Origin of the sequence: Polyangium sorediatum (genome assembly GCF_029946465.1) — a bacterium.
GTDB classification, from domain to species: domain Bacteria; phylum Myxococcota_A; class Polyangia; order Polyangiales; family Polyangiaceae; genus Polyangium; species Polyangium fumosum.
Map to the genome: position 1 here is coordinate 1 of NZ_JARZHI010000018.1, position 14,096 is coordinate 14,096.

General features: G+C 71.8%; 8 protein-coding genes. All 8 read right to left on the minus strand.

Features of this window, described 5'->3' with window-relative positions; translation table 11 throughout:
* Positions 1-390: 390 nt before the first annotated feature.
* The 8 genes from QHF89_RS20985 to QHF89_RS21020 all read right to left on the minus strand — a co-directional run bounded on the left by QHF89_RS20985 (position 391) and on the right by QHF89_RS21020 (position 13,959).
* On the minus strand, positions 391-1,140 hold the full coding sequence (locus tag QHF89_RS20985) for a TrmH family RNA methyltransferase (protein WP_136969959.1): 750 nt from the start codon (positions 1,138-1,140) through the stop codon (positions 391-393).
* 49 nt (positions 1,141-1,189) lie between these two features.
* The gene (locus tag QHF89_RS20990; RefSeq protein ID WP_136969958.1) at positions 1,190-2,065 is read right to left on the minus strand and encodes a PAS domain-containing protein; all 876 of its coding nucleotides are present in this window, start codon (positions 2,063-2,065) and stop codon (positions 1,190-1,192) included.
* Between the two features lie 81 nt (positions 2,066-2,146).
* Positions 2,147-3,196, minus strand: a complete 1,050-nt coding sequence (locus QHF89_RS20995) for a hypothetical protein (protein ID WP_136969957.1) — start codon at positions 3,194-3,196, stop codon at positions 2,147-2,149.
* 534 nt (positions 3,197-3,730) lie between these two features.
* A complete protein-coding gene (locus QHF89_RS21000) occupies positions 3,731-7,036 on the minus strand; it encodes a hypothetical protein (RefSeq protein WP_284720746.1) in 3,306 nt (1,101 codons plus the stop codon).
* A 100-nt stretch (positions 7,037-7,136) separates the two neighbouring features.
* Positions 7,137-8,423: a hypothetical protein gene (locus QHF89_RS21005; protein WP_136969956.1), complete on the minus strand. Its 1,287-nt coding sequence runs from the start codon at positions 8,421-8,423 to the stop codon at positions 7,137-7,139.
* A 49-nt stretch (positions 8,424-8,472) separates the two neighbouring features.
* Positions 8,473-12,663 carry a VIT domain-containing protein gene (locus QHF89_RS21010; protein WP_136969955.1) on the minus strand — a complete coding sequence of 1,397 codons (4,191 nt, stop codon included), beginning with the start codon at positions 12,661-12,663 and terminating at the stop codon, positions 8,473-8,475.
* A 178-nt stretch (positions 12,664-12,841) separates the two neighbouring features.
* On the minus strand, positions 12,842-13,249 hold the full coding sequence (locus QHF89_RS21015; RefSeq protein ID WP_136969954.1) for a hypothetical protein: 408 nt from the start codon (positions 13,247-13,249) through the stop codon (positions 12,842-12,844).
* On the minus strand, positions 13,246-13,959 hold the full coding sequence (locus tag QHF89_RS21020) for a hypothetical protein (RefSeq protein ID WP_136969953.1): 714 nt from the start codon (positions 13,957-13,959) through the stop codon (positions 13,246-13,248). The genes QHF89_RS21015 and QHF89_RS21020 overlap by 4 nt, the downstream gene beginning before the upstream one ends.
* Positions 13,960-14,096: the final 137 nt, after the last annotated feature.

The following is a 14,096-nucleotide window of genomic DNA, read 5'->3' on the forward strand; positions in this document are numbered from 1 at the left end:
GGCGCGGGCGCGGGCGCCCCTGCGGCGGGGCGCGGCGGCGACGGCGCGGCGGGCGCGGGCGCTTCGAGGGGGCTCGGGAACGGCACCGTGGCGATGGCGGAGGGCAAGGGCGCATCCGCGAACACGGGCGGCGGCGGCGCGGGGTTTGCCGCGGGGCCGGGGTGCACGGGCATCGGCACCGTTCCCGTGGCCCTGGGAGGCGGCGCGGAAGGGCGCGCGATCGCGCCGGGTGCAGGGGGTGCCGCGCGAGGCGGCGCAGGCGGTTTCGGCGGCGCAGGCGGAGCAGGCACGAGGACTCCCGGACGATCGAAAACAGCCGACAATCGTCGTTCCGCACAGGCTATCGACTTTCGCCGGAAGGGGCAAGCGAGGTGGAAATGTCCCTGCGCGCTACCCCTCCGCCCCCTCGACCCCGAGCGCATCCTCCCCGAGTGAAATCCCATTCGCGAGAAGAACCTCCGCCGCGTGATCGATCGTCAGGATCATCGCGCGGGCATGCAGCGCGCGTAACTCCTCCTCGGGCAGATCCCCTTGCCGGCCCGAGGTCGCGTGCTGAAGCAGGATCGCGCCCGTGACGCTCACGTTCAGGCTCTCCACGAACCCCCGCATCGGGACACGCACGCTCCGCTTGCAGGCGGCGACGAGCTCCTCGTGGATGCCGTCGCGCTCGTTGCCGAGGACGAGGCACACCTTCGGGATCGAACGAAGATCCTCGGGCATGAGCTCGCCTTGCGGATGCGTCGCGACGAGCTCGTGGCCGGACGCGGCGAGGACGTCGAGGGCCGCTCGGCCCGTGGGATACGTGCGCACGTGGACCCATTGCTCGGAGCCGCGGGCGACCTCGCGGGCCGCGAGGAACGAGATGCCGCCGCGCTCGACCACGTGGAGCCGCTGCACGCCGAATGCGTCGCACGACCGGAGGACGGCGGCCCCGTTGTGCGGGTCGTAGGGCGCGTCCATGAGCACGGTCACGTTGCCGAGGCGGGAGGCGAAGACCGCGTCGAAGCGGGCTTTGCGCTCGGGCGTGAGGAAGGGGCTGAGCGCGCGTACGATCGCGGCGTGGTCGAGGCCGGCGAGCCGGGCGAGGAGCCGCTTCTGCGCGAGCTCGACCTGGATGGCATGGGGGGTCCTGCGGCGCATCGCGGGGGCGGGGATAGCACGAGGGAGCCGATCGCGGGAACGGGGGCGATCAGCCGGCGCGGGCCATCGCGAAGGCGATCCCGCTCTGGACCGTGCTGCGCGTGACGATGCCGCCGAGGTCGGCCTGGATCTCGACCAGCGTCTGCGCGACGTCGCGCCGGACGCCGGTGAGCACCACCCTCGCGCCGAGGAGCTGCACCGCGCGGGCGGCCCGGACGAGCGCGTCGGCCACCTCCGTATCGACGACCGAAATGCCCGTGATGTCGAGGATGGCCGTGCGCGCGCGCCGCTCGGTGACGCCACGGAGCAGCGTATCCATGACCTGCTGCACGCGCTGCGCGTCGAGCACGCCAATGAGCGGCATCACCACGATCTCGTCGGTGACGGGGATGAGCGGCGTCGAAAGCGCGGAGAGCGCCGCCTCCTGGGCGTCGATCACGGCCTGCCGGCGTATCCCCTCGGCGAGCGCCTCCTCGGCGCGCTTGCGGTCGGTGACGTCGCGCGCGACGACGATGGCCACGTCGTCCGACATCGGCGTGATGTTGGTGCTGAAGAAGATCTCCCGGCCGCCGGCGGGCATGCTGTATTCGAGGTTCACGAGCCCCTGCTGCTCCAGCGACGCGCGGACGTGGGACAGGAGGAAATCGGCCATCGCCGGCGGCATGACCTCGTGCAGCGTCTTGCCGAGGAGATCACCGCTCGGCTTGTAGAGGAGATCGGCCCCGGTCGGCGCGATCTTCAGGTACCGCCCCTCCCGGTTCATGACGATCACCACGTCCGTCATGGCCGTGAACATGGCCCGGAGCTCCGCCTCGGCGGTGCGCGCCTCGGTGAGCGCCGTCTCGGCTGCGGCGAGCCGCGCACGCAGCCCCGCCACCTCGGCGCGAAGGGCGTCGGTTTCGTTCGGATCGAACGTTTCCCCCATCCCTGCGTCCTGTCGCAGGTGACGCGCGATGTCTAGAGCCCTGTCGCAGGCCTCGTCGACCTGCCTCCGAGGGTCGTGGCTTTAGCTGCGCGCCGTCGCGGCGTGCAGCCGCTCGCGTGCGGCGAGGTACGCCGTCTCCAACGACCACGACAAGCTGCGGTCCGTCGCCGTGGAGAACACGCGAACCTCGTCGAGCACGCGGCTCGGCACCGCGAGGGTCCGCTTGACCTTCTTGTCGGACGTCGGCGGCGTCTCCAGCGCCTTCGCGGACACCGACACGAGCTGCGGGACCTCGATCGCCTGAGGCGGCTGGGCGGGCGGGGCCGGCAGGAAACGAGCGGGGCCTGACGCGTCGCCCCCCTCGCAGATCGGCGTCGTGTGATGCAGCTCGAGCTTCGCGGCTTCCCACGCGGCCCACGCGATCGTCCCCACCGGGACGTCGAGGCGGCCCGCGAGCCCCTCGATCTCCGCGACCATCCAGGCGGGGAAGTAGAAGGTCTGCGCGACATCGAGCTCGCCCGTCAGCGTCGCCGGTGAAAGCCCGCCGTACAGGCTGCGCAGCGGCTGCGCCAGGTACGCGGCGATGGCGTCCGTGCAGCTCGGCCCGACGAGCGCGACCTCGACCGTCGGCGTGTCGTACCCGAGGGCCATGTCGAGCACGCTGCGCGGAATGCCGAGCGTCCTGGCGAGCGCGCCGAGCGGGGCGGCCTCGAACAGCCGCTTGGCGCGCTCGGCGCGGTCGAGATCGCCGCCGAGCTCCTTGGCGAGATCGTCCCAGCGACAGGACACCTCGCGGAGCTTCGTCCCGTCGGGGCCGAACGCACGCACGGACTCCGTGCCGACCTGGTTCTCGTAGTGGTACGCCCATACCTCGACGCCGGCGGCCCGCGCGACGTCCGCGCCGAGGTCGGCGTTCTGCTCGTGGAAAAACGCGTAGTCCTTGCCGTCGGCGACCGCGCCGCGCACCGCGACGTGCATCACCGGGCAGCCGCGCCGGGCCGCGAACGTCAGGTGATTGCGCTCGAGATCGACGCGCCGCGCCGTGAGCGCGCTCGCAAGTGCCTTGCGAATCGGCTCCGCCACCCCTGCATCGACCGACCGCACGAAGAAGCCGCCGTGGAACTCGGACACGCGGGGGTCCTACGTCACGTGGTGCCTTGTTTGCAATAGCGTGCAGACCATGGCGGGCCTCCCCCGATACAAGCCGCCGAGGTGGTCACGACCCTCCCGCAACCCTCGGCGACAAGCCGCCGAGAGGGTCACGACCCTCCTGCAACCCTCGGCGACCAGCCGCCGAGAGGGTCACGACCCTCCTGCAGACCTCGTCAGAGCCTCCTCCGACAGGGTCACATCCCTCCCGCAGACCTCATCGACCCACCTCCAAGACGGTCACGACCCTCCCGCAAGAATCGTCGACAAGCATCCGAGACGGTTACGACCCTCCCGCAGGCATCGTCCGAGCCTCCTCCGACAGGGTCACGCCCGTCCCGCAGACCTCATCGACCCACCTCCGAGACGGTCACGACCCTCCCACAAGCATCGTCGACAAGCGGCCGAGACGGTCACGACCCTCCCGCAGGCATCGTCGACCAGCCTCCGAGACGGTCGCGACCCTCCCATCGGCATCGTCCACAAGCCTCCGAGACGGCCACGACCCTCCCGCGGTCAGGGCCTACGCCCCTCCCGACGGCCCCGCCGCGTCATCGCCGCGACGAGCCCAAGGGCCGCCGCCGCGAGCGGCATCCCGGACGACCCGCCATGACCCGCGGCGCGGCAGTCACATTCGGCCCCGCCTCCCGGCACGGTGGAGCCGCCTGTCCCGCCCGAACCGCCAGAGCCCGGACCCACGCCGCCCATGCCGCCGGACCCGCCCACGCCACCAGAGCCGCCCATTCCGCCAGCGCCGCCCACGCCGCCCGTCCCGCCAGAGCCCGGACCAGCGCCGCCCATTCCGCCAGCGCCGCCCATTCCACCGGACCCGCCCATTCCACCGGCGCCATTCCCTTCCCCCACGCAAATCCCATCGACGCACACGCCGCCGTTGCACTGCGCATCCATCGTGCAGGCCGTGAAATCCACGACCTTCGCCAGGACCCGCGACGTCCCGAAGGGCGCCTCCGTATGGAATTGCGGATAAGCCACCAGCACCTTGCCCGCATTCGTCGAGGCGAGCGCCGGGAGGCCCTCGGGGTGGCCATCACTCGTGATCACGAGCGTCGTGATCGGCGCGAGCATGCCGTCGACCACGAGCGCATGCACGTCCGTCGCGCCCTGCCCACACGTGCGAACTCCGATCACGGTGCGCCCCCCGTCCGCGACCACGCCGCGCCCCGCGAGCCCCACGTGCGCGCATCCCGGCGCGCTCGCGAGCGGCACCGCCGCGGCATCGAGCACGGCCCCCGCAGGGCTCACCCGCGCCCCGAAGACGCCCTCCCCGTCCACCCACACGACGACATGGTTCGTTCCATCAAAGGACACGGACGCCCCGGCCGGCGCGGCGAGCGTCCCTGAAAGGGCCATCGGCATCGCATCCACGGCGCTTCCCTGCGGCGTGAAGCGCTTGCCGACGATTTGCTTCGCCGCGTTTTGCCATACGACGAGGTGATGCACGCCGTCGAACGACGCGCTGAGCGCCTCGGGGCGGGCGTCCGGCGCAAACGACGCCAGCGTGCCCGATGGCTGCCCCGCCCCGTCGATCGTCGTCGCGAGCAGCTCGTCATAGCTGCTCGCGGCCACGAGCGTCGCGCCGCCGCCCACCGAGAGCGCCACACGGTCGCCGTACCCATCGAAGCCCAGGATCTCCGTCGCAGGCGTGTCGAGCACCACGCCCTGCGGGCTGAGCCGGCCCGCGCGTAACCCGCAGTCCGTGCCGTCGTAATAGATGTGGCACTCGAACCACGAGAGGAGCGTATTCGTCCCGTCGAATACGGCCGCCGGGTGGATCACGTCGTACGCCCCGTCATCCACCTGAATGGCGCTCGCATCGACGACCATGCCCGAGGGATCGATACGCGTCGCATACAAGTTCGTCTCCTGCTTCGCGACGAGATCACGCCCGTCCGACCAGGCCACGACGAAGTTCTGGCCGTCGAACGCCACCGCGGGCGCACGCTGCTCGCTCGCCCCGCGCGACACCACGATGGGCGCGGGCTCGAGCGCCTGGCCATTCGCGTCGAAGCGCAGGGCCTCCACGGAGAGGGCGTCCGGGTAGAAATTGTCGAAGTAGGCATTCCGCCACACGTGGAGCGCGTGCGCGCCATTCGAAGCGCCCCGCGCCACGGTCCCGCGCGGCGCATACAAGACGCCGTTGAAATCGAGCACGGACCCCTGGGGCGAGACACGCGCCCGCCGGAGCGGATGCGCCGCCAGGTCGGGCAGGTAATCACTCCAGGTCACGACGGCGTTCGTGCCGTCGGTCGTCACGTCGAGCTCGGTGAGCTCCTTGCCGTTGGGATCGATGAGGGGAATCGGCGCGGCATCGAGAAAGGTGCCCTGCTGCGGGTCGAAGCGCGCCGCGACGACTGTCCGCTCCTCGATGGTAGACTGGATATACCCCACGAAATACGACGATCCCATCCACAGAGGCGTGGGCTGATGCTGCCCGAGGAGCGGGTCGGGCAGGACCGGAAGGGCCACGGGATCGAGCAAGACGCCCTGGGCATCAACCCGCGCGAGGTGGGCCTTTGATAACCCCGGGCTGTCCCACGCGAGCAAGGCCCCTGCGCCGTTCGTCGCGACGCGCAGGGTCCGGACCGTCCCCGCGCCGAACACGACGCCATTCGGATCGAGGACCTGCCCGGACGGCGTGACGCGCGCGTAATATCCCGTCTTGTCGTTGAGGCCACTCCAGGCGACGAGATAATTCGTCCCGTCGAAGACCACCTGGCCATCGGTGCCGGACGGCGACAACGAGATCGGCGCGCCGACCGGCTGACCATTCGCGTCGAGGCGCTGGCCGTAGAGGCCCATCATCCCCGCGGGCGCGGGGAAGGCGGTGTCGTACGCGAGAAAATACCCATTCCCGTCGCTCGCGAGAGACGGATTTTCCCCCGCGTTCGCCAGCGGAATGCCGGACAGGTCGAGCACGTCCCCCTGCGGGCCGACACGCGCGGCGTAGATTCGTCTCTCCGAGATGGGATCGAGGAACCGGCTCACCTCCCAGGCCACGAGATAACGGCTCCCATTCCACGCGACGGCCGGATCCCTGTGGATGCCCGTGCCGAGGCCATTCACCGGCTCGTCCACCGCGATCTCCGCGCTCAGGATCGGGTCGAGCACGGCCGGATACACGGACGTGGCGAGCACGCGGTCGGGGACACGCAAGACGATCCGCGTGTCCTCGACGCGCGCCTCGACGTGGGTCCTCGTCCCGCGCGCGTCGATCCACGTCGCGCGCCCGAACCGCACGCCGAGCCCGGTCGCGGGGTCCACGTAATGCAATCCCTGCGGCGTCGCGCCGACATACCGCTCGCCGCCGGTCGCGAGCACGACGGAGAGATCCCCCTCGCCCTCGGGCGCACGCGCGAACCCATAAGAGAGCTCCACGCCGTCCTCGCGGTTGTCGATGTGCTCGGTGACGTCGCCCGCCTCGATGGCCAGGTGGTGGCCTCGTTCGATCCGGCCCGTGGGCGTGCCGCGCAAGAGTTCGCGCGCGCCGCGCGTGATGCGCGCCCTCTCGATCCGCAGGGGCGCCCCCGCGCGCGCCGCCCCGCGAGCCGAAGGTGCGAGGGGGGCGACGTCGAAGCCCTCGACCGTGGCCGAGACGTGATGGGTCGGCCCGGCGCCGACCCATCGGGATCCCTCGGCGCGAAACGCCCGCCGCGCGTCACGCGCCGTCACGTCAAGGTCGAGGGGCCCGGACAACCGAGCGTCGGTCCGCTGCGTGGGCGGCGCCGGCGAAACGCCCGGCGCGGGCGTCTCCGTGCATGCGGTGAGCAGGCCCGCGACGAGGAGGAGGGACGTGCGTTGCATGAACGAGCGGAGCCGACGAGGCGTTCGGAGGGCCATGAATCGTCCTTTCTTGTGCGAGGTCGGGACTAGGAAGAAGACATGCGGACGCGCGGGGTCCGCCTCACCCAATGGAGCGCAGCGCCGCGACCACCCCGCCCAGCGACGCCCGGTCATCCTGGTCGAGCGCGCTCGTCCCCCGCGACAATGCATCCACCAGCACCCGCAGGTCCTCGTCGCGCCCCGGCGGCTCGATCGAGGACACCCGCTCGGCCCGCGCCACGTCGTCCAGCAAGAGGCCAAACTCCCGCTCGTCGAGGCCAAACACCTGCGCCTGCTTCGACACCACGCCCGCCGCGCTCGCCACCTCGGCCAGGCCCTTCTGCGCTTGCAGCCCGAGCCGCGTCAGCTCCGCGCGCTCCCGCAGCGATCGATACGCCGCCTCGATCACGTCGAGGTCCGCCCGCGCGTGGGCCAGCGGATCCTTCGCGCGCCCGTCGTCGTCGTCCTCGTCGGCCGCGTCCGGGGCGGGCGGCGGGAGCGTCGGCCGCCGCGTCGTGACCTCTTCGAGCTCGGCGCGCGCCTCCGCGATCGCCGCAAGGTAACCGTCGATCGCGGCCGTGGCCGCGACGAGCCGCGCCGCCGGATCACCCGGCGCCGCCGGATCGAGCCCCGCGATCTCCGCGGGCCGCCTTCGCACGAGCTTCTTGATCGGCAGCGCGCACGCGAGCCGGAACGCCGCGGCCTCGGCCGCCGTGAGCACGCGCTCCCCGAGCTCGATCCGCAACGTGAGCTCGTCCCGCATGCGCGCGACCTCCGGCACGAGCCGCGCCTCCCCTTGTCCGCTCCCCTTCTGGAGCTTCTGCCCGAGCGCCGCGCGTGTATCCACGAGCGTCCCGAGCGCCTCGCGCAGCCTCGTCAACGCCGCATCCGCCGCGCGCAGCTCCCCGCGCAAATCCTCGCCCGCGAGCCGCTTCTTCGCCTTCGCTTCGAGCGCCGCCGTCTCCACGGCCCGCGCCGCCGAGAGCGCCTTCGTCTGCACGACACGCCCGCCTTCGAGCCGCGCGGCCGTCCGCATCGCCAGCATCGTGAGCGCGAGCGTCACGCTCCGCGCGAGCATGCCGAGCGCGGCGGCGAACGTGAGCGTGGCGAGCGTGCCTCCGATGGTCGACGTCGCGATCACGAAGGCGAACGTGAGCACGCCGAGGATCAAGGCGATCGATCGCAGGATCCGCGCGCGGCCCGCGACGACCTCGGGCAGCACGCCGCGCGGCGTGGCGAGCCCTTCGAGCCCCTTCGCGGCCGCGCCGAGCACGTAGGCGCTCGCGGCGAGCACGAGGAGCAACGAGACGAACGCCAAAGCGCCCGCGATCGTCGCGACGAGCTGCCCGAGAAAGGTGATCTCGATCATGCGCCTCTCCTCCCCTCGCCCAGCGGGCGAGGGGCTGGGGGTGAGGGACTCAGAGGCCGGGGTTGAAGGACGGAAGCGAGACCTCCATGTCCTTCACCCCGAGCTTCGCTTTGCGGATCGTCACACGAAACGCCTTCCCGTCCCACGCGATCAGGTGCAGCGCGACAGGCACCTCGCGCCCCGGGCTCGCCTTGCGGAAGCGCGCCAGGAACACGAGGCGCGCCTCGTCGCCGAGCGGGAGCTCCACCGCCGAGATCCCGATCGACGCCGCGTCGGAGAGCTCGGCGAGCGTCGCCTCCCCCTCGCCCTGCTTGCCGACGAGGCCGAGCGTCGTGTCGAGATCCTCCCACGTGAGGACCGCGAGCGCGCTCGGACCGCTGAAGAGGGAGAGCTCCTTCAGCTTGCGCGAGAGCCCCTCGGCGAGGCCCGGCTCCACGGGTTTGCCCTCGCCTTCGAGCAGCCGCGCGAGGTGCGCCGCCGCCCAGAGCCGCGCCCAGAGCCGCGGATCCCGCGGGCCCGGCGTGCCCTCGGCCGAAGCAACTTGCCGCTCCAAACGCAGCGCCTCGTCCACGCGCCCGCTGCCCGCGGCCGCCAGGGCGAGCCGCAAGAAGCTCGGCGCGTCCGCGGTCGGCAGATCCGTGAGCGTCTTGTATTGCCGGTACGCCGCGCCGTACCACGCGTTCCGCAAGAACACGTCGCCGAGCAGCCGCCGCGACTCGGGGCTCTGCGCGTCGAACTCCACGATCTCCGAGTACGTGCGGAGCGCCTCGTCCTGAAACCCCTGCGCCGCGAGCACGTCGCCGAGCGCGAGCGCGAGGTCGGGACTCATGAACCCACGGTCGCGGAGCCTCCGGCCTTGCGCGAGCGCGTCGTCCTTCTTGCCCGCCTCCGCGAGCAGCCGCACGACCCGCAGCTCGCCCTGCGGATCCCCGGGCGCGACGAGCATCCGCTCGCGCAGCTTCGCGAGCTTCGCGTCCACGCCGTCGATCGCGGCGAGCTCCGCGTCGACCTGATCCCAGGCGATCTTCTCGCCGAAGAGCGTGCGCCGCACGGACGCGGCGATGCGCGGATCGACCGTGCGGCGGAGGATCGCCTGCGCCACGTACGCGCGCGTGTCGGGCACGGGCTCGAAGTGCGCGAGCAGCGTGGTCACGGCGTCCTCGGTGCGGGCCTTGCGCTGGAGGAGGTCGAGCAGCGCTTGCTCGGCGCGCCAGTCCGGGATCTCGCACGCGCCGCGCGCGGCCTGGTACCGCGACACCAGCGTCTTGCCGTCGAGCTCGCCGCGCAGCCGCTTCGACCACATCACGATGCGGTCCGCGAGGGGCCTCCGCGCGACGTCGCTGCACGGCGTGACCGGCGACGTGACCGGCGGCGGCGGAACACGCGGCGTCGTCCCCTCCGCGAGCTTCTTCGTGGCCTCGAACTGCGACGTCGACGTCGCCATCGGGGGCGGCGGCGGCGCCTCGGGCGCGCGACCCTTCGCCTTGTCGATCGCCGGCTGCTCCTCGTTCGCCGACCCGGTCACCATCGACCGCTTGCCCGCGATCTCTTGCCCGTCGAGCTCCTCGCGCTGGGCGTTCCCGCGGAACGCCCCGCCCCCGCCGCCCGGCGCGGGCTTCGCAGGCGAAAGCGCGTTCTCGGCAGGCTCGGGCTCCGTGGGCGTCGCCGTCGCCATCACCGTCGCTGGAGGCGTCTGGTTCGGCCCGTCCATCGGCTTGTCGTCGACCACCAGCGGCGCAGGCACGGCCGCCACGCTCTCCGACGGCGCTTCCTCCTTGCGAAGGCTGCACCCCATCGCGACCGCGGGCGCCGGGTTCAGCGCCGCATCCATCAGCGCCCGCTCCGTGCGCGCATCGAGCGCCGTGAGCCGCACGCCCCGCAGCGGCGAGGACCTCCGCCGGATCCCTTGCCGCGCATACGCGGCCTCGCTCTCCAGCGCGAGGATGCTCGTGAACGGCGTCATCAGCCCGTATTCGAGCCCGACTTCCACGATCTTGCCGCGTTGCTCCTCGGGATCCGTCACCTCGCCGAGCAGCCGCCGCACCTTCTCCGCGGCCCAGAGCCGCGGCACGAGCGACGTGCTCGTCCCCTGCGCGAGCGTGATCGGGTAGCTCTTCGCAAAATCCTTCCCGCCCACGCGGCCCTTCACCGTCGCCTCGGCCGGCAGCGCGTGGTGCGTCCGCGCGAACAGGAGCACCTCCTCGCCGCGCGAGACCTTCCCGCTCGCCGTGAGCATCGCCTCGTCGAGCCCCGCGCCGAGATCGATCGAGAGCTCGGTGATCGTCGGTGTCTTGATCGCGCTCGCGAGCCGCAAGACCTCGCTCGTCGCCGTCTCCATCCGATCGATGCGGAAGCTCTGCCCGCCGCCCTGCCGCGCAAGCTCGCGCAAGAGCCCCACGTTGCTCTGGCTCCCCACGGCCACTGTGAAGAGGCGCGCCCGCGACGTCGAGAGGCTGCGCCGGAGCCGCTCCGCGAGCCGGTCGCCGCTCACCTCGCCCGACGTGGGCAACCCATCGCCGATGTAAACCACCGCGGGCTGCTCGGTCCCGTGCAACCGCCCGAGCGCCGCGTCGAAGAACGCGCCGAGGTCCGTCGCGCCGCCGGATGAATGCTCCGCGAGCCGCGCCAGCGCCGCCGCGATCTCCTTGTCCGTCGCCTCGGCGAGCCCCTCCTTCGGCCAGAGCACCGTCGGCGCCGAGTCGATCGCGATCAGGACGAACCGATCCTTCTGCGAGAGCGCCCGCAGGATCGCCTCCGCCGCGGCCGCCTTCTGCTGCCGCACCGCCTCGTCCCCCGACGCCGACGTATCGACCACGACCGCGACGTCGCCCGGCGGCGCAGGCACGGCCGCCCAGTCGATGTCCGGCACGTACCGCGCCATCACGTAGTCGGCCCGATCCGCACCCGCGGCGAAGCGCGCGACCGTGAGCGCGGCTCGCTGTTGCGGCTCGATCGGCGTCGCTTCGAGCTGGAAGTCCGCGCGCGGCAGATACCCGCTCCGGCGCATCGTCACGCGCCGCCCGCCGTCCTCGACCACCGCGTCCGCGAGGCTCGCGATCCGCATCTTCGAGCCCGCCACCCCGAGATCCACCTCCAGGGAAAACTCCCCGATCCGCGCGGGATCCTCGCCGCGCATCGGGTAGAGGTACTCGAGCTTGCCGCCCTGCGAAGGCAACACCTCGAGGTACCGCAGCACCACGCGGCGCGCGCCCGACGCCGGGATCGGGTAGATCCGCGAGCGATACGTGCGCCCATCGACCCATTCGAGCAGCGCGGGCGAGTGCCCCGTCGCCACGGCCGTCGCATACCGCGCCGCGGCCTCCTTGCGCTCGGTCACCTCGCCCTCGACGAGCACGCCGTTCGTCTCGACCGCGAACGACGTCACGATCGCCCGCTCCGGCACGCTGAACCAGTACCAGCCTTCGAGCACGCCGCCGCCGGGGTTGCCGAACGTCTGATCGACCTCGGTCTCGGCGAGCCCCTCGCGGATCACCGCGCGCACGGACTGGCGGCTGACTTCGAGCACCTTCGCTTTCTCTCCAGGAAGACCCGGGCTCACGCCGTAGATCCGGCCCGCGCCGCTGCCCGCGCCCGCGAGCGGACGGCCGTCGCCCATGCCGCCGGTCCAGTCGTCCCAGAAGAGCACCGGGCTCATCTTGGGTTTGTCGTTCCCGGACGCCTGCGCCTGCTCCCCGGCGCTCACCTCCACGCGCCCGCCCGGCGACGTGAGCACCGCGAGCCCCCGCGTCACCACGACGACGACCTCCGCGCCCACGCGTCGGATCGAGAGCCCCGCGTCCGCCGCGGCGATCGTCGCGTCCCCGGCCTTGTGCTTGAGGCCGCCGCGCTCCGAGGGCGGCGCGTCGAGCCACACCTCGCCGGCCACGATCTCGGCACCGTCCGGCTGGAGCCGCACCGTCGCGTCGCCGCGCAGGAAGAGCGACGATCCATCCGAGAGCCGCACGAGCGCACGCGCCCCGGTCCCCGTGGCGAGCTCCGCCCCTGCGGGCAGCGGCGCGCCCGAGATCACCGTGCTTGCCTTGCCGGCCTCGACGAGCCGCACCTCGCCGGCCGCGAGCTCGAGCCGCGCGTCGACGACGCCCGCGCGCACCGGCGGGACGCGCTGCGACGCGATGAACACGGCGAGGCTCGCGACGAGCACGAGCAGGCCGATCGCCGCGCGCAGCGGCAGGGAGTGATTCTTCGCGAACGCCCTGATTCGATCCAGCGAGCGGGACATGGTCCTCCGGAGCCGACGAAGGCCGAACGGCCTGGGGAGCTCGGAGCTGACACCCCGCTCGATGATCCCCCTGCCACGCCGTCCATGTTCGACGGTCCGCGCGGCGGGGGAAAGATCTCTTCAGCGAGAGGGTCGGTCTAAAAAGTGCCCTTGCAGGGCATTGCCGGCGCGATGACGCTCACGACCCGAGCTTCTTGATGGGCCCCGGCACCACGGAGAGGCGCCCTGTCGGGGTGCGCCCCCCGTCCGCCCCCGGCGAGGACGGCGGCATCGTGGCGCGCCCGATCCGAGCAAACACCCGCTCCGGCGTCTCCACCTCGGCCGACTCCATCCCCATCGTCTCGCGCACGAGGATGCACATCTGGTAACAAATCATCGCCGCCTCCCGCACGCCGCGCTTGAGCAGCAATGGCGGCAGCGTCCTTTCGAGGACCACGGTCATCGAGCGAGGCGTCACGTTCTTCGGCAAAAACCCCGCCTCCCGGAGGGCGATCCGCAACGTCCCCCGCGCCTCCAGCCGGGTCAGCTTCGAGAGCCGCTCGAGCTCCTCCGCGACGCGCTCAAATACACGCGAACCCTCGCTCATGATGCGACCTCCGCGCCGAGCCGTCGCTCGACGTATCGCACGTACGCGACCGGCGGGAAAAAGCTCAATCCGAAGGCAAGCATGGCCGGCACCCCGAACGCCGCGCCGCCCACCAAAAACACGTCGGCGAAGCGCGATTGCAGCACGTGGAGCGCGCCGCCCGCGGTCAGGCCGTCGAGCATGAGCGCGGCGCAAAGATAACCGAACCCCCAGAGGCCGAACCGATCGGCCACGAGCGGCTCGGCGAGCCCGAAACGCACGCGCTTTCGCATGAGCGTCGCATACCGGAGCGCCTCCACCGCGGCCCAGCCATAACAAAGCGTCCGCAGCACCGCGCGGGGCCAGAGGGCCGAAGGCAATCCATTGGACCAGGGAACGAGGTGGTTCACGACGGGCATCGCGAGGCCAAAGGCCCCGAGCAGGAACGCGAACACCTGGGCCCAGGTCTCCTCGCGCCGAAAGACGAGCCACACGAAGCCCGCCACGGTGAGGAATCCGATGTCGACGACGAGCCCGCCGATCTCCACGGCGAGCGGCGCGGGCGCGCCGCCTCGCGTCACCGCGCTCGTGACCTGAATCGAATACCCCACGAGCGGAAGCAACATCGAAAGCCCGAGCAGGAACTCCGGGGCTTTGCGCGTACGCATCGCGAGCCCCAGCAGCCTCGCAGCGACCGCCGCCGCCACGAGCCCGAACACCACCAGAACCATGAGGGTGAACGGTTTCAAACGACCGAAGAGACGCTACCACGATGCGCGGCTCGGCGTCGAGCCCCGCGCACGGGGCCGCCGAGCGACACGACACCGCGCCCTCGCCTTCGGAGGGCGCAGCCCGTGTTTTTCTCATC

What these genes read in the sequence shown, in the direction of transcription:
- QHF89_RS20985 (WP_136969959.1), bottom strand. Translation starts at nt 1,140, where the DNA reads ATGCGCCGCAGGACCCCCCATGCCATCCAGGTCGAGCTCGCGCAGAAG.
- QHF89_RS20990 (WP_136969958.1), bottom strand. Translation starts at nt 2,065, where the DNA reads ATGGGGGAAACGTTCGATCCGAACGAAACCGACGCCCTTCGCGCCGAG.
- QHF89_RS21000 (WP_284720746.1), bottom strand. Translation starts at nt 7,036, where the DNA reads ATGCAACGCACGTCCCTCCTCCTCGTCGCGGGCCTGCTCACCGCATGC.
- QHF89_RS21005 (WP_136969956.1), bottom strand. Translation starts at nt 8,423, where the DNA reads ATGATCGAGATCACCTTTCTCGGGCAGCTCGTCGCGACGATCGCGGGC.
- QHF89_RS21010 (WP_136969955.1), bottom strand. Translation starts at nt 12,663, where the DNA reads ATGTCCCGCTCGCTGGATCGAATCAGGGCGTTCGCGAAGAATCACTCC.
- QHF89_RS21015 (WP_136969954.1), bottom strand. Translation starts at nt 13,249, where the DNA reads ATGAGCGAGGGTTCGCGTGTATTTGAGCGCGTCGCGGAGGAGCTCGAG.
- QHF89_RS21020 (WP_136969953.1), bottom strand. Translation starts at nt 13,959, where the DNA reads ATGGTTCTGGTGGTGTTCGGGCTCGTGGCGGCGGCGGTCGCTGCGAGG.